17 protein-coding genes are annotated in these 25,241 nt (G+C 45.8%); 2 read left to right on the top strand and 15 right to left on the bottom strand.

Features of this window, described 5'->3' with window-relative positions; translation table 11 throughout:
• Positions 1–5: 5 nt before the first annotated feature.
• The 11 genes from MHI42_RS29975 to MHI42_RS29925 form a co-directional block, all read right to left on the bottom strand.
• Positions 6–863 (bottom strand): sugar phosphate isomerase/epimerase family protein, encoded by an 858-nt coding sequence (locus MHI42_RS29975; protein WP_076243775.1) that lies wholly within the window; start codon positions 861–863, stop codon positions 6–8.
• Between the two features lie 66 nt (positions 864–929).
• Entirely contained in the window at positions 930–1,799 is an 870-nt protein-coding gene (locus MHI42_RS29970) for a carbohydrate ABC transporter permease (RefSeq protein ID WP_076243776.1), read from the bottom strand.
• A complete protein-coding gene (locus MHI42_RS29965; protein ID WP_076243777.1) occupies positions 1,799–2,755 on the bottom strand; it encodes an ABC transporter permease subunit in 957 nt (318 codons plus the stop codon). The genes MHI42_RS29970 and MHI42_RS29965 overlap by 1 nt, the downstream gene beginning before the upstream one ends.
• Positions 2,756–2,852: 97 nt before the next feature.
• A complete protein-coding gene (locus tag MHI42_RS29960; RefSeq protein WP_076243778.1) occupies positions 2,853–4,409 on the bottom strand; it encodes an extracellular solute-binding protein in 1,557 nt (518 codons plus the stop codon).
• Positions 4,410–4,485: 76 nt separating this feature from the next.
• On the bottom strand, positions 4,486–6,315 hold the full coding sequence (locus tag MHI42_RS29955) for a histidine kinase (RefSeq protein ID WP_076243779.1): 1,830 nt from the start codon (positions 6,313–6,315) through the stop codon (positions 4,486–4,488).
• A 2-nt stretch (positions 6,316–6,317) separates the two neighbouring features.
• Complete coding sequence (locus tag MHI42_RS29950) at positions 6,318–7,331, bottom strand: response regulator (RefSeq protein ID WP_076243780.1); 1,014 nt, start codon at positions 7,329–7,331, stop codon at positions 6,318–6,320.
• Between the two features lie 294 nt (positions 7,332–7,625).
• A complete protein-coding gene (locus MHI42_RS29945; protein ID WP_342421519.1) occupies positions 7,626–9,239 on the bottom strand; it encodes a response regulator in 1,614 nt (537 codons plus the stop codon).
• Positions 9,214–10,977, bottom strand: a complete 1,764-nt coding sequence (locus MHI42_RS29940) for a sensor histidine kinase (protein WP_342421518.1) — start codon at positions 10,975–10,977, stop codon at positions 9,214–9,216. Before MHI42_RS29940 ends, MHI42_RS29945 begins: the two co-directional genes overlap by 26 nt.
• Before the next feature lie 132 nt (positions 10,978–11,109).
• On the bottom strand, positions 11,110–12,813 hold the full coding sequence (locus MHI42_RS29935; protein ID WP_342421517.1) for a hypothetical protein: 1,704 nt from the start codon (positions 12,811–12,813) through the stop codon (positions 11,110–11,112).
• Positions 12,814–12,880: 67 nt separating this feature from the next.
• Positions 12,881–13,777 (bottom strand): carbohydrate ABC transporter permease, encoded by an 897-nt coding sequence (locus MHI42_RS29930; RefSeq protein ID WP_076243783.1) that lies wholly within the window; start codon positions 13,775–13,777, stop codon positions 12,881–12,883.
• Positions 13,778–13,779: 2 nt separating this feature from the next.
• On the bottom strand, positions 13,780–14,673 hold the full coding sequence (locus MHI42_RS29925) for an ABC transporter permease subunit (protein ID WP_340985913.1): 894 nt from the start codon (positions 14,671–14,673) through the stop codon (positions 13,780–13,782).
• A gap of 382 nt (positions 14,674–15,055) precedes the next feature.
• On the opposite strand from MHI42_RS29925, the gene MHI42_RS29920 reads away from it, so the two are divergent.
• Positions 15,056–17,164 (top strand): RICIN domain-containing protein, encoded by a 2,109-nt coding sequence (locus MHI42_RS29920; protein WP_342421516.1) that lies wholly within the window; start codon positions 15,056–15,058, stop codon positions 17,162–17,164.
• Between the two features lie 171 nt (positions 17,165–17,335).
• On the opposite strand, the gene MHI42_RS29915 is transcribed toward MHI42_RS29920, so the two are convergent.
• A complete protein-coding gene (locus tag MHI42_RS29915; protein ID WP_342421515.1) occupies positions 17,336–18,178 on the bottom strand; it encodes an AraC family transcriptional regulator in 843 nt (280 codons plus the stop codon).
• A 116-nt stretch (positions 18,179–18,294) separates the two neighbouring features.
• Here MHI42_RS29915 and MHI42_RS29910 point away from each other — a divergent pair, with 116 nt between their 5' ends.
• Entirely contained in the window at positions 18,295–20,280 is a 1,986-nt protein-coding gene (locus MHI42_RS29910) for a beta-galactosidase (RefSeq protein ID WP_342421514.1), read from the top strand.
• Positions 20,281–20,473: 193 nt separating this feature from the next.
• Here MHI42_RS29910 and MHI42_RS29905 read toward each other — a convergent pair whose 3' ends face one another.
• The 3 genes from MHI42_RS29905 to MHI42_RS29895 form a co-directional block, all read right to left on the bottom strand.
• Positions 20,474–22,582, bottom strand: a complete 2,109-nt coding sequence (locus MHI42_RS29905; RefSeq protein WP_342421513.1) for a serine hydrolase — start codon at positions 22,580–22,582, stop codon at positions 20,474–20,476.
• A 76-nt stretch (positions 22,583–22,658) separates the two neighbouring features.
• Entirely contained in the window at positions 22,659–24,029 is a 1,371-nt protein-coding gene (gene aroA / locus MHI42_RS29900; protein WP_342421512.1) for a 3-phosphoshikimate 1-carboxyvinyltransferase, read from the bottom strand.
• Positions 23,986–25,224 carry a Coenzyme F420 hydrogenase/dehydrogenase, beta subunit C-terminal domain gene (locus MHI42_RS29895; protein WP_342421511.1) on the bottom strand — a complete coding sequence of 413 codons (1,239 nt, stop codon included), beginning with the start codon at positions 25,222–25,224 and terminating at the stop codon, positions 23,986–23,988. The genes aroA and MHI42_RS29895 overlap by 44 nt, the downstream gene beginning before the upstream one ends.
• Positions 25,225–25,241 lie beyond the last annotated feature (17 nt).

Genomic DNA, 25,241 nt, shown 5'->3' with positions numbered 1-25,241 from the left:
TCCCCCTACTTATCAATTCGGTCTAAAATTCTTTTTAAGGCTTGGACAGCAATAGCGAAGCTTCTGGCTCCGCCTTCAGGCAAGTCATAACCAGGTGAATGGGGCTCCAGATCGGCAAAACCCTTGAAATTACCCAAATGCGGTTCAAGTGACAGAAAACCTTCGTAGCCGCTATTACGTAACTCCCTTAATATTTCTTCGACAGCTCCGTCACCTTCTCCAGCCGGTACCACATGATGGTCGCTATAAACGGCATCCTTTATATGCACATATACAATGTGGTCTTTAAGTAATTCATATCCTTCCGGATAATTCTTCGCATCACATTGCACAAAATTTGCAAAGTCAAATACGGCTTTTACATTATCAGATTCCAGACTCTCCAGCAGGTCCACACATCTTTCCGGCGTATCTCCATAGATATCTTTTTCATTCTCGTGAAGAAGAATTACGTCGCTGCCTTTAGCAGCCTCAACAAACTGGCTTAGACGCTGAATCACTTCCTCCCGGTAGTTTTCCGGGCTCTCTTCTGCAGGAATAAAAAAACTGAATATTCTGATATAGCGGCATTCCATTACTTTGGCAACTTCTAAAGTATATTTAAATAGCTCGAGGTGAGGAACAAAGTCATCGTTAATACCGATTTTCCCAAGCGGGGACCCAATAGCGGACAGCTTAAATCCTCTTGCATCAAGTTGACGCTTGAATTCTTTTATTTCTTCCAAAGTATAGTAGACCAGATTTTTCCCCTCTATACTTCTCATTTCAATAAATTTAATTCCATGCTGGTCCAATACATCCATTTGTGTTTTTAAACTAGCATCAATTTCATCAGCAAATGCAGATAATACAAACTCACTCATAGTCTGATATCCTCTCTTTAATAGGTGTGATTAGTGCTTAATTCTTCATTTAGTTGAACTGTACAACTATCCCTTAACCGACCCTACAAACATTCCTTTGTTAAAATGTTTTTGGAGGAACGGATATATTATTAATAGAGGTACTGCAGTAATCAAAATAGCTGCCATTCGTGCTGCTGGTGTATATGCATAGATTGGCTCAGCAAGTTGACCGATCTTATCGTCATTAATAATGAGCATCTGCCTTAAGAATACTTGCAGCGGCCATTTAGAATTATCATTTAAATAAATAATTGCTCCAAAATAAGTATTCCAGTTACCAACCATATAAAACAGTGTGAACGTAGCGATCGCCGGCTTGGATAAAGGAATTATGATGGAGGCAAACAGCCTCCACTCACCACAGCCATCGATTCTTGCTGACTCTTTGAGCTCGTAAGGCAGCGAACCAAAAAAACTGCGCATGACAATTATGTTAAACGGAGCGATTGCAGCCGGCAGCCAAAGCGCCCAATAGGTATCAATAAGTCCAAGACCGTCTATAACTAAATAGGTCGGAATTAGACCACCAGAAAACAACATTGTGAACAGGATCATAAAATTAAAAAGGGATCTGCCCTTTAACCAATGTTCAGATAAGCCGTAGGCCATCATGGAAGTAATCGTAATATTTATTAAAGTCCCGAAAACGGTAATAATAACAGAGCTTTTGAAGGCACTAATGAAACCGGGATTATATAATAAATATTTATATGCTTCCAGCGTCCATTTGCTGGGAAAGAGAAAGAACCCTCTCGTATAATAATCCTGCACTGGAGCAAACGATGTTGTCACCACATAGAGGAGCGGAAAAGCAATCATCAACGTAAACAAGGTCAAAAATGCGTATACAAATACACTAAATAGTCTGTCTCCACTCCTAAATCGAATTCCCATTAGTAAACTCCCTCCTCTCCAAACCGTTTTGCGATCGTGTTTGCGCTCACTACCATAACGAGACCGACTACAGATTTAAACAATCCAACGGCTGTCGCATAGCTGAAGTCGCCTTGCACCAAACCTTGCCGATATACGTACGTTTCAAATACATCTGATACTTGAAGATTCAATGGGTTTTGCAACAAGAAAATATGCTCAAAGCCTACATCAATAAAGCTTCCAAGCCGCAGAATAAACATAATCAATATGACTGACTTCAACGACGGCAATGTGATGCTCCATATTTGTCTTAATTTACTCGCACCGTCTACCTTGGCTGCCTCGTATAATGCGGGATCAATTGAGGCTATTGAAGCTAAATATATAATTGCACCCCATCCAGCACCTTGCCAAATATTTTGAAATAACCAAACATATCGGAAATAATCCGGGTTTGTCATTAAATTAATACGCCCGAAACCCATAGCCTCAAGTAGAACGTTTATGCCACCGTCCTGCGACCGAAAAAATAACATGGTAATTCCAACAATGATGACCCAAGATAAAAAATGGGGAGCATAAAGTATGGTCTGTATAGAACTTTTAAAGTATTTATTCTTTATTTCATTAAGCAATATCGCGATTAGAATCGGAAATGAAAAGGCAATGAACGTATCCAGAAGACTTAGGTACAAAGTGTTTTTTAACAAGACCACAAAGTCTCTCTCTGAAAACAACCTAACAAAATGTTCAAGACCAGCCCATTCGCTTTTCCATACTCCACGGAAGGGCGTATATTTTTTAAAGGCAATAAATATACCGAACATTGGAGCATAACGAAAGACGAGAAAATAGATTAATCCCGGAAGGATCATCAAATAAAAAGGCAGAGCACGTTTTAGGTATTTTTTCCTTGAAAAAACATGTTTATTTAATCCATTTGCAGATTTAGATGGTATAACAGTTTGATCCATCTCCACTTCCTCCTATTTCTAAAAACCCAAGCGCCTTGAGTAGCACAGGCCGCAAAGAAGCGTGCGGTCTGTGCTACTCTTAGGCTCATGAATCTCATTATTTGTTTGCTGCTTCATTGATTTCTTTTATGATTTGTTCGCCACCATTCGCGAGCCAATCGGAGGAAGCCTGCTCGATAGAATCAACCGGTTGTTCGCCCACAATGATCCTGAACACAGCCTCTTGGAATTTTGCATTTAAACTCGCAGATTTATCAATAGAGGTCTTTGAGTAATATTCCAGTCCCATTGCATCGTTTGGCCAAGGATACTTTTCGGCAAGTGCAGTATACTCATTATGACGCTTAAGTTCGGCTTCATCGGTCCAAAGGTAAAGATTAAAATCATTGCCTGGGCGTTTAAACAGGTTACTGTTTAAAAAGCGTGGTACATCTGGCTCCCAACGATCGGTAACTTGCCATTTGCCATCATCGCCTTTTTTATAATGAATTCCTTCAATCCCATTTTTCATAATTTGAGTTCCTTCATCCGTTACCCACCAGTCAAGGATTTGAAGAATACGATCAATCTTCTCTTCGTCCGCTTTTGCATTAATTACCCGTTTAGTTGTGCCGAACGAAGCATTCGGATTGCCTCGATACCCGTTAGGTCCGATTGGAGGAGCCATGGCAACAATTTCAGGATTTGTATCAGGGAATGCCTTTTTGACAGCGCTCTCAATTTCAATCTTGTAATTATTATGATACGAAAATATCCCCAACTTGTTTGATTTCTTTAGTTCGTCAAGTTCTGTACTTTTACGCAACATGAAGTCCCGATCAAGTACACCCTCATCGTAAGCCTTATTCATAAACTTAAGGAATGCCTTGTATTCCTCAACTTGTGATTGGTGCGGGATCAATTTCCCGTCTTTCTTCATCCATGGATTTGCGATGCCAAAAGCGTTTCGAAGTGCCAGATTTTCAATATCATACCCGCCAGCAAATCCGATTGTATCATTCTTACCATTACCATCAGGGTCCTGTTGTGCAAATGCTTTTGCAATCTCATAATACTTGTCAACGGTAAACTCTTCGGCTGTTGGAACCTTCATTCCAAGCTTATCCAACCAGTCTTTGCGGATCTGCACAGTATCGCGTACTATCCATGATATTTCTGGAATTCCATACACTTTATCTTTGGGATTCAGTATCTTCATCGCTTCATGCTCTAATGGGTATGACGCAAATAGATTCGGATATTTTGGTAACCAGTCTGTCAATTCCAAAAATGCACCTTCAGATTGCCAAGCCAGGTAAGTTGCTGCATCGACAGGATAAAAGTCAGGCAATGATCCTGATGCTGCCATAACCTTGAGTTTTTCGTCGTACTCCGGTCCATTAATAAGATCCAGTTTAATATCCACATTAAACTTTTCATTTAAGAATTTAATAGTGGGATGATCCTCTGTCCATTTCGGCCCGCCCCAGAACTTAGCAGCAAACCTAAGTTGAATCTTTTTCTCGTTCTTCGCTACTGCAGCCGAGGAATTCTTATTTGCGGATGATGCGGACTCATCCTTCAAACTAGAATTTCCACTTCCGCCGGACGAACATCCTGCGACGAAACTAAATGCCAATAACCCGATTACGGCTTTTTTTATATACTGCTTCAAAGTAACACTCCCTTTTGTGTTATTTTCCTTACATACTCATTATAAAGGGACCAATTACTTATAAAATTGCACGTTTTTACGATTTGTTATCCTTTTTAATGAATGGAATTCTTACTGAAACTACCGTACCTCTACCAAAGAAAGAGTGAACTTTAATGCCATATGCTCTTCCATAAGAAAGCACCAGACGATTATGAACATTGACTAATCCTAAAGATCCATCTGTCTTCATGCTAGCATTCGGTTGATTTGTAATAGATGCAAGGCGTTTCTGCAACGTTTGAAGCAGCACCTGTTCAATTCCTGAACCATTATCACCAACCTCAATAATTAAATCGCCTTCTTCAGGATATGCACTTACGATAATAGCCGCCTTTCCATAACGGGGTTCGACTGCATATTTCACTGCATTCTCGACAAGAGGTTGAATGGATAATTTGATAATACTTGCCTGTAAATATTTTTCATCAATATTAACTTTGCTTTCAAAGTTCTTCGTATACCGGATATGAATGATTTCCAGATACTTCTTTAAGTTTTCGAGTTCTTCCTTAAGCGAAATTTCTGATTGATCGAATTTTGCTGTAAACCGGTATAAAGCTGCTAGATTCTCAGCTATTCGCTCAATTTTGGGTACTTGCTCCAAAAATGCAATGCTCTTAATAATATCCAGCGTGTTATAAAGGAGATGTGGATTAATTTGATTTTGCAAAGCTTGTATAGTGGCCTCTTTCTGCAATAATTTCATTTGAACCTCTGTTAATTCCATGCTATATACCGTATTTACCAATTCACTTAATCTTTCGGCCATCCGGTTGAAGCTTAAACTGAGCATGTGGATTTCATCGCGTCCTGGAATTATTTTAGCCCTAACGGATAAGTCACCTGTTTGCAGTTTTTCCATCGCTTTTTTTAATTCAATCATAGGCCTTGTTAGTCGCCCCGCGACAAAAGGTACGGCAATGAGAATAGCCACAATTAATAGAGCCATAACAATGACTGCGGAATATTGGGCAAAATGAAGCCCTGTAGCCATCTCGCTTAAAGGAACCAGTGCAATGGTTTTCCAACCTGTTAACTCAGAAACGCTATATGAAACAAGGTATTGCTCGTTCTCCCATACTTGTAGAGTATTGTTTTTTTTTAATGAAAGCCAAGACAAATCTGTCTCATTTATTGAAGCAGCCAGCCAACTCGAGTTTGGATGATAAACAATTTTTCCATCGGACGAAACTATAAAGATATATCCAGTTTCACCTATCTTCATATTTCCGATCATGTTTCTGATTTCTGATAAATTCATATTTAAGATAAGTTTTCCCGAGAGCTTAGTATTTGTTACATCGAAAATGGGGATTGCAGCAGAAATGGTAGGGATTACTTCTTGATTCTCTAAGAATGTTGGGAAGAGTTCCAAATTACTGCTGAGGGGAAATTTGTACCATGGTTGGGATAAGGCTTTTTCCGGAAAAGCGCCAGATGCTTCCAGAACTCTTTGATCCACCGAAGTAAGGTAAATTTTTTCAATCTCCGGATAGTTAAATGAAATATATTTTTTTAATATATCCTGGATCATCGAGAGTCTTTCTTTACTAAATGAAGTACCGTCCCGAAGCCAATCTTGTATTAGGCTAGAGTCATCTTTCTGCAATAACAAACTTGAATACCGAAGTACACCTGCATTCATTGCATAGGTAGATTTTGCAATTTGCTGAAAATAAATTTCAAGCTGATGATTAAGACTTTCTGTTGTAGTCTGAGCAATATTAAAAAAGTCTTTCTGTGTTGCACGACTGTAATAATAGTGCGAGAGAATATTCATGGATAACACCGCAATCAATGCTATGGAAAAAAAACTGATGATGATTTTTTGCCTCAGGTATAAACGGCCAAACCACCTTCTCATGACTATAACCCCCAGCTTTTTCGATACTCGTTAGGCAACATTCCCGTTATACTTTTAAATACACGAATAAAATAAGGTTGGCTAGAAAACCCCACTTTCTCAGAAATGAATAATAATTTGTCATTAGTCGTTCGGAGTAGTTCCTTTGCTTTTTCTACTCGTGTACGGTTAATATAAGAAATTAGTGTCTCTCCCGTATATCTTTTAAACTGAACACTAAAATGGGATATACTTAAATTGGTATATTCCGCCATTTGTGTTAACGTAAGATCATCCCTATAATTGCAATGAATATAATCGCAAGCAGATTTAATAACATACTTAAACTCTCTTTTATTACGGTCCGGGTGCAAAAACCACAGTTCCGCTAATGTGCTAAGGTGTTTGCGTATTTCCTGCTCTGGAATTCCGTCAAAATTTGATAAAGTCGTATGTTTCGCTTCAATACTGGATAATAAGGAGCTGAGTTTGGACTCAATAATCCTGATCAAAGTTAAATAAGCCGCATAGTGAAGGTATTTGACGCTTCGAATGTCTTCTTCAAGTTTTAGGAAGCGCTTTATTCCTTCAGCATCCGGAAGATCATTGACTGTATCAAAGTAAGTTTGGATTTTCATTAGATAATAATTCATTTTTTCAATTTCGGTTAATTTCTCCATAGCTTCGAATAAAGCATTTTTCAGATCTTCGCGATTAACGGGTTTCAGCAGGTATCGGTTTACACCGTAGCTGATTGCTTTTTGCGCATATTGAAAATTCTCATAACCACTAAGAATAATAATTGCCATTGGAATTTTATGCTCTGAAATCATCCGTACAAGTTCAAGCCCGTCCATTTCTGGCATCATAATATCCGTAATAAGAACGGTTGGCCAAATCTGTTGAATAATGTGCCAAGCCTCCTCACCATTCGTAACGTCTCCCACAACTTTAATATCATGTCCCATGCTTTCTACCATCTCGACAATCGCAGCCCGAATCCACGGCTCGTCCTCCGCAACCAAGACTTTTAGCATGAATGCACCACCCTTTATCTTTTTTATTTTCACTTAAATCCCTAAAAACAATTAATAGTATGTGTAGCATAACATAGAATAATTTTGTTTACTGGCTTAATGAAAACAAAAAAGCATTACTACATTTGGTAAAGTATTAGAGGATTCTGATACTGTAAAGTTATATATAACAACAGTGCCATGTACACAAAGACTTCAAAAAAAAGTAAGTACACTGGTTGTTAAAATCAGTGTACTTACTGAAGCCTTTCAATAAGTTGATTAAAGATCTGTTATTATTACAAACAATCATCCTTAATCCTCATAATAATAATCCCGATATTCCTGAGGAGTGACGTCGTTAGCTTTCTTAAATATATATGTGAAGTACGCAGCAGTCTGATACCCTACCTGTTCCGCTACCTCATAAACCTTTATATTAGGGTCCTTCAGCAGTTCCTTCGCTCTATCCAAACGCTTCTCCAATATAAAATCGGATATCGTTCTTCCCATTTCCTTCTTGAACAAAACGCTTAAATAGCTTGCGTTCAATTGAAAGTGTTCGGCCAATTGTTTGACGGTCAGTTGTGTTTGAAGACCTTTTTCCAAATAAGCTTCAACGTTACGAATAAGATGATGCTGCTGCGTAGCCTGTTCCTTGCGCTCAAGTTGTGCGAACCTCGTCATGTACTCCAAGACAACCTCACGAACTTCCAACGTACGGACGCATTCCAGCAAGTCATGCCAGACCATCATATAGTGAGTGTTGTCATTGTCGTTCAAACGATTAAACCTTCGCACCAATTCGCTGATCAAACCCATGGCAAAGGCCTTTACATATGTGATAGAAATGTCATTTTGCATCAACAGCATATCAAAAGCATGATTAAATTGCGCAACGGCCCGCTCCTCTTCGCCTGCTTCTAGAAGCCTGACGATTTCCGGAATTTCCTCATCCCGTAACTGAAATTCGCGGTATTCGGTCGCTTGGATTTGATCGAAATAATGAATTTGTTCACTTCCGGTAGACTTCAATTGAGTGAGCATATGTTTCAATTCCTTATAAAGTCTTGGAACCTCCCCTATACCGATGACTTCTCTACTCACACCTATCGTGATCGTAGCATCGTGTTGCTCACGGATAACTTCCTGCACGAAAGCGAACTGCTTTTCCAACTGGGCCCGTTCACCTGGAGAGGCGTTCAATTGCAAGACAGCCACTTCGTCGGTAGCTGTTCTTCCGATATAAATTTGACCATACCCCGAGATTCCCACTCGAACGGTACGAACTAACGAGTCACTTAGAAGAATTCGCTGCTCGGCATTCTGCATGGGCAATCCGTGTAAATTGTCGTAAGTAAACAGGAACAATCGATTCTCCCGGTCTCCGGGAGGCAAATCAAGAAGATGCCTCCATGAGTTGGCTTGCTCCGCGTTTTGAATTCTTCCTTCTAGCAGTTCATTAACGAATCGATCATGGAGAACGTCAATGCTTCCAATGACTCTCTCCTTCAATGCTGTAGTTTCATTTTCGATCATCCGTTTCTTTTCGATAACTGTTCGGAACGAAATCAACTTTGCTACCAGTTCCTCGATCTTGATCGGTTTCAGCACATATCCCTTTGCGCCTAGATTAATCGCTTCTTGGACGAATTCGAACTCATTGTACCCGCTGATTATCAATGTCTGCATAGATGATAATCTCGGATAATTTGCCGTAATCGTAGCAAGCAGTTCGATCCCTGTCATTCCAGGCATTGATACATCCGTAATCAGAACGTCTACAGGGGTTTCAGCCAAGGTCACCAAGGCCGCTTCAGCCGATTCTGCAGTTAGCGGCCGCTCATAACCGATATCGTTCCAATCAATATACTTTGTCAATCCTTCGATATGCAGCGGTTCGTCATCCACGATTAACGCTTGAATCATAACCCTCACCTCTCATAATTTGGGGCTTATTCGTGCAGACGGGAATGCGAATGGAGATGCATGTCCACTCGTTTTCGATGCTGTCTATAGCAAAATGTCCTTGCAAACCGAAATACAAACGCAGCCGCTCTCTTATATTGTTAAGCCCAAACCCGTTTCGGGTGCCTTCATATTTCTCCATGCGAACCAGTTCCAATACCTCTGGACGTAAGCCTTTGCCATTATCAAATATTTCAAAGTGGACTTCTCCATCCAATCGAACAATGGATATACGGATCTGCGCATGGACAACCTGCGTAATTCCGCTATGTAAATAGCAATTTTCCACAATCGGCTGAAGCAAAAGTTTGATCGTATACAAGTCCAAAACCTCAGGATCTATGTCCCACTCCACCGAAACCCGATCCGGGTAACGCAACTGTTGAATTTCAAGATAGGCCTTTACATGCTCTAGCTCGTCGCGAATTGCGGTCACATTTTCCCGATTATTCAGGGCAATTCGATAGAAGGTCGTTAACGCATCAATGATTCTAATCTGCTTTTCATCATGCAGATCCAGTGCGCGCCAGCGTAGCAGCCCTAAGGAGTTATAGATGAAATGCGGATTGATTTGGGCCTGTAATGCTTTAAACGATTGTTCTTTCTCCTTTATTCCGACTTGCGCATTCTCTTCGACAAGCTTGCCTAAGCGGCCTGTCATATGATTGAACAGCAATTCTAGTTCACCAAGCTCGTCTTGCACCCTGTTTTTTACGCTTACCTCGAAATCACCGCGGGAAATATCATTCATTCGTTTCCCCAGTTTGTGAATCCGCCACACGAAGTTGTTTAAAAAGGCATATAGCAAGAAAATGGATAACATCAAGAAGAAAACGATGCCTGCTCCCACAGAGATGAAAATGAGCCGAGATTGTTCTTCCATTCGGTCCAAATGTACCAGCGCGGCTACGGTCCAACCAGAATCCAGTTTGCTGGTCACAAACAGCTTGCCGTTCATTACGGCATTCATTTCAAATGAATCATTCCAGTACGGCTGTATCGAAGATTCGTCCAACCGGATTCCGATTTGTTCTTGACTCGAGGAAGCTATGATATTTCCTCTTTCATCCACGATATACAAATCGCCGGCTCCATCGAATGGACGATGGAGGAATTCCGCAAAGACCTCGTTATAATCCAGTCGCATATAAATAATTCCGTAATACCCGCCGATATGGTTTGAAATCTTATGAGAGACCACCAACTCGCGTTCGTTATCAACGCCATTGGACCATTTAAGCGCTCCCGGAGTCTCAATTGTTCGCTCAAACCATGCTTCCTCTCTTTCACCGGATATCATCCGGTTCTCCGGTCTCCAAAGGAACCCCCCATCCTGAACGAGCGTACTGTTCGAATGGTAAATACGAAACGACTTAATTCCCGGTAAATACTGATCTGTATATTGAAAAGACCGGTCCACATACAGCACGGTGTCCAGTTGCTCGTATATATCTTTGTATTCACGGGAAAGTCTGGAGATCAGTTCTCCATCGGTAGCGGCACGGGTAACGATTAAATCGTAACTTTGCTTTTTGAATGCGATGCTTTGGGCATTTTGGCGAACGGCTTCCTGTATCGTAATTAAATAATTCTCACGAACCAGGTAAAGAACAACGTAACCCGCCCCCACTGCAAGCAACGCAGTCGGAATAAATACGATGAATGCGTATAAAATGATGACCTTTTTTCTAATATTCATCGATTGGGTTATTCTGATAACGAAATTTTCAACTCGACGCGGTAGACTCAACAGGACCCCCCATTTCCGACTCCCCGGGCCTTAGCAACAAGAAGGGGAGCACCCCTTGTTCAAGAATGCTCCTTCATTATACTAAAACTCTCCATTCACTTGAATTTCAGCCTGATAGGTTTCATGCCATTCGGCTTTCATTTCGTTCCACTGCCCTCGCTTTTCAAGCGCCCCTCGGAACTCATTCCAAACCTTCTCGAAAGCTCCATCGTCCTGTGCCATCAATAACTTTGCCCGGTACTCTTTACGGAGGTTCTCGACAGTCGGCGCACTTTTCTCCCAAACTCCGCCTGTCTTCATCTTCACCATATCATAAGAGTGCACGGAGCGCACCGCACCCATTTTGCCGACAGCTTCCGTAAACTCAGTTGTCTTCTTATAACCCGCATGCGGATGATTGCCGACATTCCACCACGGGTACCATTCATTACTAAAGGAAGATGTCATGTACAATTCAGGCGTAACTTTGGATTTTAGAGCCACATCCCCCGAGTTACGAGCCTTGTCATATTCCGGATCGGTGAAATTCCATTTGCCGAGTGGTTGGTCAACCCAGTCCCAATACAGTCCGGCTGGTCCTTCATTAACAACATGCTGCTGCTCGGGATTCGGTTGCAAGGTGTAATCGAAGAATTTTAAGATGGCAGCCAGATTCTTAGTATCTTTATTGACAAAGACATCATAACCCGGATAAGGATTCACGACTTGATTGATGCCGACCTGATCCACATCTGGAACCTTAGGGATCGGAATAACCTGATAATACCACCCGGGAGCCGTAGGTCCATCTAGAGCCTCCCAAGCTGAAGACGGAATATTAAAGAACGATCCGACATTCATTGCTACGCGTCCGGATTGGTTTCTTTCCTGGTATTGTTCTTTCTTGCTGGTGACGACTTCGGGATCGATTAACTTTTCCCGGTACATCTTATTCATCCATTGGTATGCTTTCTTAAAATTCGGGTTGTCATAGGCGAATATAAATTCTTCGCCCTTTTTCTCAATACCCGCTCCGCCTGTAGACACGCCAAAGGCATTAAGTACGGCATTCTCATCGCTATAACCTAAATTATCATTCTGATCCATCAGGAACGAAAGCGGGAGTAAGGGTTTGCCAGAATCATCCTTGATCTTGGCAGCTTCACGAAGAAACTCCTCCACACCTTCGATTGTGCTTAAATCGTCCAGGGTCATTCCTGCCTTTTCAACAACATCCGTCCGAACCACCCATGAGTTTGAAGACCAGCCTGGCCATGGGTTATCGGGATTTTGGTCGAACCATGTAGGAATGGACCAAATATGACCATCCTTATCTTTCAAACGGTCAATATACACTTTGGGGATGGATGCCAATCCCGGATATTTGTCAGGCATATCGAAATATTGTTCAAGAGGCATAACCATTCCAGACCGGGTCATTGCGGTTACTACCGTATCATTGTGACTGAACATGGCTGCATCTTTAAAACCGCCGGCATTCAGTTTCAAATTGAGCGCTGTCATCGCATCCCCTTGAGTTGCTTCCAACTTCACCGCGACCCCTGGTTCTTTATCTCTCCAATATTGTTGAACCAGACTGTCGTTATTGATCGTTGCCGCCCAACCTAGCCAAAGATCGAACGCGGACGATCCACTATCAGACGTCGACGTCCCGGAATTGGCTGCGTTTTCAGAAATTCCGGAACTGTTATTCCCCTTTCCCGTGCTTGAACAGCCGACGAGAGTGACGAGCAGTACTGCCAACACTAAAGCAATTGAACGCCGGTTCCTTTTGTTAATACCCATGAGATGACCCTCCCTATAATTATCAAATATTGTAATTCAATTATTTCCCAACACTTAGGTTCATGGATTATCCTTTGACAGAACCAATGAGTACGCCCTTCACGAAATACTTCTGCAGAAAAGGATAGACACATAGAATCGGAAGTGCACTGACCATAACGACAGTCATCTTGATGGACATAAGCGTCGTGCTCTGCGTCATGGAGTTTCTTGCTATTGCTTCCTGATTGATGTTCGAGCCAAAGATGGCAGACAAATCAGAAGCGGATAGTAACTGCTGCAAGAAGGTCTGCACCGGGATGAGCGATTGGTCGGTTACGTAAAAAGCGCCAGAGAACCAATCATTCCAGTGACCTACAGCCGTAAACAAACCAAGGGCAGCAAGCATCGGCTTTGAGAGAGGAATGATGATTTGCAATAGGGTCCGTAGCGGACCGGCTCCGTCCAGCTCTGCCGATTCAATGAGTGCTTCGGGTATACCCTGTATAAATTTGAGCATAACGAACATATTCCAGACCGAGAACATACCCGGTAAAATATAGACCCAAAATGTGTTCACCAGCCCCAAATTGTTCAATTGGATATAGAAGGGGACCAGCCCCCCGCTAAACAACATCGTAATTAAAATGTAAGTCATAATGATACGCCTCATCGGAAGTCCCTTATAGGACAAACCGAAGGCAACTAACAACGTTACAATGAGACCGGTTATCGTACCAATGACTGTTCGAGCGATGGTAATCAAATACGAATGGCGGATGACCTCGTTGCCAAGTACGATTTCGTAATTAATTAGTGTAAAAGAGCGCGGGAATAAATATACGCCCCCTTTGGCCGCATCCGATCCTTCGTTAAGCGATATAGCCATCATATAGAGAAACGGATAAATAACGGAGACACATAACAAGACAAGCATAACAACAATGATGATTTGGCCGATTTTTTCGGACTTGGATAATCTCATCTTCACCACAACCCTTCGCCGTTAATTTTCCGCGAAAATTGATTCGATGAGATAACCAGTAACAAACTAATCACCGAAGATAGCAGGCCGACGGCAGTCGCCATTCCAAAGTACCCTTGTTGCAGGCCGCTTCGCAATACATAAGTATCCAACACATCCGCGACTCCCATATTTGCGGAATTCATCAATGGATAAATCTGATCCATTCCAATTGTGATTAATCCGGGTATGCTCAAAATCAAAATAATTGTTATGGTCGGAATCATGCCCGGCAGCGTGATGTGCCGAATTTGGGCCAGTCTGCCTGCCCCCTCTACCTTCGCCGCCTCGTAAAGCTGAGGATCGATCGTGGTAATCGCGGCTAAAAAGAGAATTGTGTTCCACCCCGTCTCTTTCCATAGACCGCTTACGATAACCATAGGTCTAAACCAATCATCCGACCCAAGAAAGAAGATCGGCTCCCCTCCGGTCCACGTAATGAACTGGTTGATGAGTCCATCATCCAGCGATAAGAACGAATGAAGAATGTAAGCGACTACAATCCAAGAGAAGAAATGGGGTAAATAACTGACGGATTGCACAAATCGTTTGAACCTAGAACTTCTAATTTCATTAATGAGAAGAGCGAGTATGATCGGAGCCGGAAAACCAAATATAAATTTCAGAACAGAAATAAAGAGTGTATTTTCTACAATGGTTAAAAACTGCGGATCCTGCAAGAACTCAAAATTACTAAATCCAACCCATGGGCTATTCCATATTGAGCCGCCAATCCGGAAGTCACGAAAAGCAACCTGGATACCAGCCATAGGAATGTAATTAAAAACAAATAATAACACTACGCCCGGCAAAATCATGAGATACTGCCAACGATACTTATGAAATTTTGAGTACATAACCATCCTCCTCGTAAAGTTATTATAGAACGGCTTGTAAGCAAAGACGAGATAACAACGATTGGATTTCTATCACTTTAATTGGATGTATATTATTTACATATTTACATTTATAGGTTTTATTGCATTTTCCTTATATCAATATATATCTAAACCTTTTTAAATTATTTTATGTTCGACGACAAAATAAGCCTTACTTAGACACCGCGTTCAGACTAATATTAGCCTTAGAAACAAAGGAGGATTTCCATACTGTAAAGTATTTATCAGATGAGGAGGGATACTACGCGTGAACTAGTAGAGTATAGAGAAATAAAACTGCATCTGCCCAGCAGAATGTAAGCGGTTAATTAAATGGCAACCAAAAGGAGATTTGATCAATATGCAGCTGATCTACAAAATGAGGAGCCATAAAATTGTTATTCTGACTATTGTATTTGCTTTATTGACAGTGATCGTAGGTAGCGGTAGTATTTTCGGGGCAGCAGGTTCATCCACTACCTCTAACACCACAAGAGTATCTGTGCATGACCCTTCGATTTCCTATGATGCTTCTACGAATAAGTATTATATATTTGGCTCACACCTGGCGCAGGCCTCAAGCACAGATCTGAGGAACTGGTCCTACATGGGGACACAGGGCTACACGAACACCAGCCTGTATGCCCCTTCAACTTTTGAAGGCTATTATTATATCAAGAACAAGAACAGCGGATTATATCTGGATGTAGTCAACGGCTCGGCGACTGACGGCACCAATATTCAGCAATGGTCGTATAATGGCTCGGATGCGCAAAAGTTCAGAATTATGTATTACGGAAACGGGGATTATTACATCCTTACAGGCAATACCGCTTATGCAAGCGGTATTGACGTCTTCGAAGGATCTTCCGCCGACGGTGCCAACATTGATCAATGGACGTACTGGGGCGGCACTATGCAGCTATTTAGAATCCAGCAAAATGCCGACGGAACGGTCGCGTTCTTAACCAAGGCATCCAACTATACTGCCGCAATGGATGTGGCGGACGGCAGCACAGCGAATGGTGCGAACATCCAGCAATGGAATTACTGGGGCGGCGATATGCAGAAATGGGAGCTGGTCAAGGCAGGGGGAACCGGCAACTCCGCCAGAAGCGCCGGAGCAGCATTAAATTCTGCGCTCGCGGTGCCTTTTGCCTGGGCCGGGTATAATGATCAGGACAGTTCAGGCGGACAATCCGTATGGGCGCCGGGACCGGTATATAATTCTTCATACGTGTGGGCAGACGGATCGACGGGAGCTTATATGCTCTACTATTGCACCTCCTCGACTTATATCCGTTCAGCTATCGCCTACAGTGTATCCAAGTCGGTCTCCGGACCTTATGAATATGTCGATACCATTATCTATTCCGGCTTCACTAGTGGAAGCAACCCAATTACAACAACCTCGTCGTTAGGGACCAAAACGGTGGATATATGGTACAAGAACACCAATATCCCCGAGCTGATCGACAACGGCACCTTATCTGGAACCAGAAGCGGCTGGTTTAACAACAGTGGCGGATTCAACAACAGCAATTTCCCGAATGCGATAGATCCGGCGCTGGTGTATGACAACAGCGGCAAGCTGTGGATGAGTTACGGCTCCTGGTCTGGAGGGATTTATATTCTGCAGATTAACCCAGCCACCGGCAAGCCGTACTACCCAGGCTCCGACAATGGCAATGTCGACCGTTATTTTGGCAAGCGGATTGCCGGAGGGTACGGTAAGACGGGCGAAGCTCCGTACATCGTGTATGATTCCTCATCAGGCTATTACTACCTTTACGTCACTTATGGCGGTTTGGCCAATGCGGGAGGGTATCATATCCGTCTGTACCGCTCGACCACCATCGACGGAACCTACACCGATGCCGCCGGCAATTCGGCTGTCTATTCCTCCGCTTCCGTAGACCAGTCGGGTTACGGCATCAAGCTATTTGGGAATTATAACTTATCGGGAGCTAGTCAGGGGTATAAATCGGGTGGCCACAATTCTGCACTGATCGATACGGACGGCAGGAGATATCTGGTGTACCACACCCGGTTCAATAACGGCACCGAGGCGCACGAGGTTCGCGTGCATCAGCAATTTATGAATCAGGACAAGTGGCCGGTAACTGCGGTTTATGAATTTCTGGGCAGCAGTATCGCCTCCACCGGGTATAGTTCCAGTGAAATGGCTGGGACCTATCAATTCATCAACATGGGATTGGATGCTTCTACGGCTAATGTTGGCATGCTGACCACCCAGAGTGTGACCCTGAACAGCAATGGAACCATTTCCGGTTCTGCGACAGGTACATGGTCCAATACGTCAGGAACCTACTACTGTACGATGGTCATTGACAGTATAACTTATAAAGGAGTGTTCTTTAAACAGCGCAATGAACTGTCCAGCCACAATGAAGTGATGACCTTCTCCTTGATCGGTACCAACAACAAGTCGATTTGGGGTTCGAAGTAAAATGTAACCAGAATTTTGAAGGAACACAGAAAGCAGGGCCTGAAATCTCATGATTTCAAGCCCTGCTTGTTAATTATCTGTCCCCTTTTGATTTTGCCACCTGTCTTTAACGCGAGGAGTAAACCCCCGTCCTGAATTTCTATAGTATGTCAGATGAAGATCGTATATATGCTACGACTTCTGGTAGGTGCGGCGGAAGGCGCCGGGTGTATGCCGTTCCAGCTTCTTGAAGATTGCGCCATAATAGCTGGCAGATTCAAAGCCGACTTGATGAGCAATATGCTGCATCCCGCACTGCACATTGTCGAGCAGCAGTTCCTTGCTCTTATTGATCCTTACCTGATTGACATAGCTGATTGGACGAATGCCTGTCGTCTTCTTGAACATATGGCAGAAATGTTCCGGTGTGACGCCCATCAGTCCGGCAAGCGTCTGCAAAGTAATCTCTTCGGCATAATACTGGTCAATATAATCCAGGACCGGCTTTAACCGTTCATACTGCCGCCCGACGGTATCGCTGCCCTCGACAGAGACACGCTGAATAATCTCCGTCAATAAGGTATAGAGGATGGCGGAGCAGGCGTAATTGTTTAACGTTTGTGCTTGCGGCGTAAGTGCCGCTTGCAGCAGCTCCCTTATTCGGGATAGAAGGTATTCGGGCGATGCGAGCGTAAATACGCTTGTGTCTACAATGCCGACGGTTTCAAACAACCCCGCTGATCCACTGCCGTCGAAGATGATCCAGTCAACTTTCCAGCTCCCCGATAAAGCATAGTATTCGTGCTGCTGGCCGGGGAACAGCAGCATGCCCATGCCTTGCTTGACGACATGCTCCGTTCCACTCAGCTTGAGTTTGCCCTCGCCACTGCGGCATTGAATCCACTGATAATCCTGAATGCCCCTGTCTCGGCGTATATGCTCCTGTTCATGATGCAGACCAATGCCAAGCAAATAAAAAGGGAGCAGCTTGTCCCGGGCGGATAGTACCGGAAAAGTGCGATTGGGATGAGGCATGCGACCCACTCTCCTGATATCTTAATATTGTTATATCGTATTAATTATTTAAGATATTAACTCCAATTAATATAGCATATAATCGCAATATATTGATGAACAAAGGAGATTACAGGATGACGATTAAGATTGGAATTGATTATTATCCAGAGCAATGGACTCCTGAGCTATGGGAGAAGGATGCAGCGCTTATGCAAGAGACGGGTGTTGCTATTGTACGAATGGCGGAATTCGCCTGGAGCCGCATGGAACCGACCGAAGGTGATTATCGCTTTGAATGGTTGGATTCGGCTATAGAAGTATTCGCCGCGCGCGGCATGAAGATTGTGTTATGCACCCCTACCAATACCCCGCCGAATTGGATGACAACCCGTTATCCGGATGTGCTGCCAATGGATGAGCAACGTCAAATCATCCGGCCGGGTGTGCGTGGACATCGTTGCAACAACAGCTATTCCTTGAGAATGCTGGGCTCCAAATTTGTGGAAGCGATGTCACAGCGCTACGCGAAGCATCCCGCGGTCATTGGCTGGCAAATCGATAACGAGATGCACTACCAGGAATGCCATTGCGATACGTGCAATCGTGCATTTGTCGCCTGGCTGCAGAAGCGTTATTCCAGTCTGGAAGAGTTGAACCGGGAGTGGGGCACAGTCGTCTGGAGCGGGGAGTACAGCAGCTGGGCCGAGGTAACGACGCCGCTCGGCGGCAGCAAGCCGATGAATCCTTCCTATCTTCTCGAATACAAGCGGTTCTGCTCGGATAGCGTAGGCTATCTGCTGGGATGGCAGCTTGAAATTCTGCGCAGCAACTGTCCGGGCCATTTCGTGACGCATAACATGTGGCAATACCCGAATAGTCTGGACTATTATGATCTCTACAAAGAGCTGGACTTCGCTTCTGTGGATTATTATCCGAATGAGCTGTACCGCGATTATGGCGACCGGTTTCCGAGGAACGGAGCGCTGTCACTGGACTTGGTTCGCGGCATCAAGCGCCGCAATTTCTGGGTCATGGAGCAGCTGAGCGGAGCGCAGGGCGCCTGGATGCCAATTCAGCGCACCCCTTATCCCGGACTGATCCGAGCCCGATCCTGGCAGACAATCGCCCGCGGTGCCGACATGGTCGTTCATTTCCGCTGGCGGAGTGCTGCTGCCGGGGCCGAACAGTTCTGGCATGGGCTTATCGACCATAGCAATGTTCCTGGACGGAGGTTCAGGGAGTTCGCAGAGCTTACTCGCGAGGTGAACCAGCTGGGAGAACTGCTGGCCGGTTCAACAATCGTTACCCAGGTTGCGATTCTGCATTCGCATGATCAACATACGGCGCTTTCCCTCCAGCCGCAAGCAGAGGGGGGAATGCATTATATGGACAACTTGTCCTCTATGCACAATGCATTTTTGAAAATGGGCGTCGGTACGGACGTTATCAACTGGACCGAGGAGCTCGATGGCTACAAGCTGGTCATTGTCCCTTCACTCTTTCTGTTAAATGAAACAATAGTGCAGCGGCTCGAGCGATTCGCAGCCGGGGGCGGCACGGTTGTCCTCACCAATCGGACAGGTGTGAAGAACATGAGGAATGTATGTGAGATGCTGCCTCTGCCGGGGCTGCTGGCGGAAGCAGCGGGGGTTGTCGTTAGTGAGTATGATGCGATTGGCAGCAGCGAGCATCGGATTCGGAACGCGGCGGGCCAGACATTCGCTGCGAAGCAATGGTGCGATCTGCTGGAACTGCGAGGAGCAGAACCGATTGCCTGGTATGACAACGACTTTTACGAGGGGGTGCCGGCGGTTACTGTCAATAAGCTTGGTGAAGGTGAAGTGTATTATGTCGGCACTTGGCCGGAGCCATCATATTTCTATCAGCTGTTCGAAGGCATATTGAAGGAAAAGGACCTGGCGCCCAAGCTCCAGCTGCCGGAAGGTGTCGAGCTGTCGATTCGATCGAAGGGTAAGGAAAGCTTCCTGTTCCTGATCAATTTGACGAATGAGCAACGAGAGGTTACGCTTGACGTTCCCTATCGCAGCTTGTTGACGAGCAAGAGATCGGAGCAGAAGGTGATGCTGCCAGCTATGGGAGTAGATATTCTAACTTTATAGGAACAGCAGCTTACTTCATTGCAAAGAGCCGTCTCACAAGGCGGAATACCTTGAGGGACAGCTCTTTATTGCTGTTCAACAGAAGTGTCGATGGATGTATGTTAAAACGAGCGAATTTTGTATTTTAGAATCTCATCAAGCCTTCCAACGGCCATTACTGGAATATCCAGAGTGATTCATACTTAGATTCTTTTCATTCGGCGGATTTCTCCGCCAGTCCGGCCACGATCTGATCTATCGGATTCGTGAACAGGGCATACAGAATGGCAGCATTCTCCTGTTTGCTCAGGGCTTCTCTGGACTTGAAGTCAACAGCCCCCTTGGCATCCGCCTGGATGTCCGGTCCGTATAAACCAAGAGCCACGGCCATCTTCACAGCCGGAATAGCCCATTTATCCGTATTACCGGCCAGCTTCACATCCTGGAACAGCTTATCCGGGTATTGTGCACTGAGCAGTCTCCATACCATGACCGCTGCCTCCTGGCGGGAGATGACCCGGTCAGGCTGGAATTCTCCGCCTGCTGTTCCCTCTACCATTCCGAGTTCTACAGCCATTTGTATATAGCCAGCATCCGGATGTCCCTGCAGATCAGGGAACGCCAGCTTCGTGGTCTTGCTCTCTTTGACACTGCTGCTCTCCAGCATCAGCCGCACATACTCGGCACGCGTAATTCCCGCCTCAGGCTCGAAGCGGAGCGCCGCATCATTCGGCAGATAGCCCAGCGACTGCAGCATCATAACCGGAACCGCATAAGGATGGCTCGCAGAGACATCGGCATAACCGGCGCCATCCGGCCCTTTCTGCGCATAGCTGTAAGGATTGAGATAAGGCTCTTTCAGATAAGCTCCTTGTCCGCCCGGCGTCAATTCAAAACCGGTAAATTTCTTGGTAAGCTCATCAATGAACAGATTATCGTCTACCTGGCGCAGCTGGCGGGTGCCCAGCAAGGCATCGCTAATGGTAAGCGCACCCTCATGCACAGCAACTGTGGAGACCAGGCTCTTGAGACGGAGATCCGCATAGTATCCGGTGAACGCATCCAGAGCTTCTGCACTCAACGGCTGGAAGGTGTCCAGCTTCGCCGGTGCGGCGTATTGCGGGAAGAACGCCTGGATGAACGCCGGATAGAACATTTCCCGCAGTGCGCTCTGCTGATTATAGGCAATGAATACCCCGGTGTTCTGCTCCGGGATCAGGAACATATAAGTGCTGAAGCCGATTAAATCGCCTGCTTTGGTGATAATCTTGGGGCTGCTGCCGGCACCGGGAAGCTGAATCGGCGCTTCGAAGCCGTAGGTGGTATTCGGCAGCAACGGGTGGATGGAGGAACGGTATTCCTCCATGGCATCTACGGTACTTGCAGCCAGAATACGGCTATTCCCGGAAGCGCCCCCATTCAGAAAAGCCGTCATGAACTTGCCGATATCATCTGCAGTAGACAGCATACCTCCGTGTGGCATAACAGTGGGAGTTACTGTATACAGATCAAGCGCCTTGCCGGTGGCATCATAGGCGGTAGCCAGCTCTTCTTTCAGCTTGCCTTCCAGCAGGTAGCCGCTTGAATCCATATTCAGCGGGGAGAACACATACTTCTCCATATAATCCTCATAAGGCATGCCGCTGGCCTTCTCTACCACCAGACCCAGCAGCAGTGAAGCGAAGTTGTCATACATATAGGAAGTCCCCGGCTCACGGACAACCGGCGGCATATTCCGCAGCACATAATCCTCAATCGATACCTTGGTTTCGAAGTTATCGTTGATATCTTCCGGCTGCGGGTCCTGAATCCGGAACCCGGTGGTGTGGGTCAGCAGATCCTCCACCGTTACCGGAACGCCGAAGGGATTGTCGAAGACAATCGGTCCGGTATAGACTTGAAAATCCGCTTTCAAATCGATTTTGCCTTGCTCTACCAGCTGCATGGCGGCAGCGGCAGTGAAGGTTTTGGATACCGAGGCCATGCGGAAGACCGTTTCATCCGGGTCTACCGCTGTTTTGGCAGCCTTATCCGCGTAGCCAAAGCCCTCTTCTATCACCGTCTTGCCATCCTTGACCACAATAACAACCGCACCGGCAAGCTGCGCTTTCACCTCATCCGCACTGAAGAATTGCTTGAGGAATGCTGCCGCATTCTCCGTTGTTAACGGTTTGGCCTGTCCGGTTACAGACGCCGGAGGTGCAGATGCCGCAGGAGCGGCAGATGCTTGTACCGCCGGGGCAGCCAGAGTCAGAATCAGGGCAGCAGCAAGCACTGTCCTCGTCCAAATGGCAGAACGGTTACACAATAATGACAACTTCATTCACTTCACTCCATTCCATGAAATAGTAGATATAGTTGTTTCTACGGCATTTCATGGAAATGGGTTCAGATAAATATCAATCCGGAAGCAAAATATCAATATGCGCAAACTGTGAGAGATCCTCTACGAAGCCTGGATACGAAATATTGATACAGCTGCAGTTACGGATGATCGAAGGCTCCTCCAGGCTGCTGGCCAATACAGCGGCGGTCATGGCGATCCGGTGATCGCCACAGCTGTCTACAATGGCAGGCGATAGACGCTGGCCGCCATGAATGACCATTTCATCCTCACTGCAGGTAGTTTCCACGCCAAAGGCTCTTAGCACCCCTGCAGTGGTCTGAATCCGGTTCGTATCCTTGTCTTTCAATTCCCGGCAGTTCCTGATCACAGAATCCCCTTCTGCGAATACCGATACCGCAGCGAGCAGAGGAACCTCGTCTATCAAGCTCTGTATTCGCCCGTTGCCTTCAGCACAGACAGGGGACAACCGGGTTCCCGGTGTGCAATAGATATCTGCGATTGGCTCCCCGGATATCAGCTCCTCTTCCGCTTGCAGCGTCAAAGGAAGCCCCATCTCTGTGAGCAGACGGATGAATCCGCTCCGGGTTGGATTAACACCTACCCGCTTAATCAACAAGCTGCCCTTGCGCTCCATTCCCCGGATAGCATATGCAGCCAGCAGAAAAGCCGCTGAGGACAGATCCCCCGGAACCATTACATCCCTGGCGGAAAAGGCACTTCCTCCTTTCAGGAAAGTAACATCATGATCAGAATGAATATCTATGCCGAAATACTGCATCAGGCGTTCGGTATGATCCCGGCTTTGACAGTTTTGCCGATAACATGTGATTCCGTCCGCATATAATCCCGCGAACAGCAGGGCGGACTTTTCCTGTGCACTGAATACGGTGGCTTCCATTTCTATGGGGGACAATGGTGATGCCCCCTGAATCCGCAGAGGCAGACAGTCCTTCACCCCAAGATATTCAATCACAGCCCCCATGTCTGTAAGCGGCTGAACAACCCAGTCCATCGGTCTTGCCGAGAGCAGTGGGTTCCCTCCGAGTTCCGAAGCAAAGGACTGTCCTGCCAGGACAGACAACATCAACCGGGCTGAGGTGGCCGTATTCCCGACCTCAAGTCTGCCCGCCGGTGCCTGTAAGCCCCGCAGCCCTCTTCCATTCACAGACAGGTCATCCCCATTCCATGCAAACGTTACACCTAATTGGCGGAGAATGGCGATACAGCTCTCAGTGTCACGGGAACGCAGCACATTGTACACCGTGCCTTGGCCTTCGGCGATAGCGTTCAGGACAATGGCCCGCTGGGAAATTGATTTGTCTCCGGGAACCGAATCGAATTTGAAGGAACACAACTCCCGCTTCGCCTTAATCCGCAAATCACATTTGGCCGGTAGCCCGGCCCTGCTTCGTACCAATTCCAATTCTGATCACCTCGTCATCGGAGAGTATTTGCGAGTAATCCATATCTCTTCCGGGAGCCAGCGGAATCCTCCGGTCGCCCATTGCTGCATAGCTGCGGTACCGCTGCCGTTTCCGCTCCAGTCCGAGGTTATTCTCAAAGGTGTAATCGAACAGCTTAACCGCGTTCCGGCGCACCGCAAGCTCAAGCAGGTTAGCTCCTGTCTTCGTTCGCACCATTACCGTGGATGAGGCTTTGGCAGATATCCCTTCCCTGCTGGAATCAAAAATATTGGGATCTCCATCCGAAATCGAAATATCAGCAATGCCTGACCACCAATCCGGACAAGCAAGACAGCGAAAGGTTTTAAACTTTTTGAATTCCTCCACCAGCCGGTAAAAGGGCAGATAATGCTCCTGCCCCTGCCGGGTCCTGACCATGAACTGCCCCGGATATTCCCCTTCCCGGTACTTCATCAAAACTACGTCAGCCAAGTCGATCCCCAAGATTTCCGTAATCAGATGCTCGGTACCTCCCAATGAAGTGTTGGACGCGCATCCCAGCTCAATCGTGAACGCCACTTTGTCTGCCAGTACAGTGGACGGCGAGTGTTCCGGCAGATTTAGCAGCTTATGGATACCTTGAATCTGGCAAGGTACGCCTATAATGCCGATCTTGTCATATCTGCGATCCTGCAGCAGATCCAGATTGGGAGTGATACAGTAGCTGGTCTGAGCACACTCGATAATCTTGTCCACTGAATCGGCAAGGTAGGCCTTCGGCACCCAGGGACGCTCCTTATCTCTTCCCACAACAATCACCGCGTCAGCAAGCTTCTCTTCCAGCGCGGTAACCGCCAGGATCGTCCCCGCCCCGCCAGCTGCCGCCCGGCCGAGAATCTCCGGGTCTGCCGCCGACAATTGACAGGTAGACAAGTAGATGCCGGTCCAGCGTTCAAGCTCTGAACGGTTGCGGCCGAAGATGCGCCGCTCAGATTCCATAACGCCTGTATCATAGCCCGGGCACACCTCCGAGCAGAGATTGCAGCTTCCGCAGGTGTCGGCCGCCTGGCTCTCCAGACCCTGAAAGACCGGGAGCGAGATGGAATCTCCGTTCATCGCAAGCAGACCTTGGGGACACACTGCAGCGCACAATCCGCAAGAGGCACATAGCGATAGATCTAGAATCTCTTCCTTGAGCGTTATAAAAGATGTCATACCGGCATCTTCCCTTC

Origin of the sequence: Paenibacillus sp. FSL E2-0178, from assembly GCF_038593005.1 — a bacterium.
Taxonomy (GTDB): Bacteria; Bacillota; Bacilli; order Paenibacillales; family Paenibacillaceae; genus Paenibacillus_AQ; species Paenibacillus_AQ phytohabitans.
Note: the sequence above shows the minus strand (reverse complement) of the source record. Positions and strands in the feature narration are given on the sequence as shown.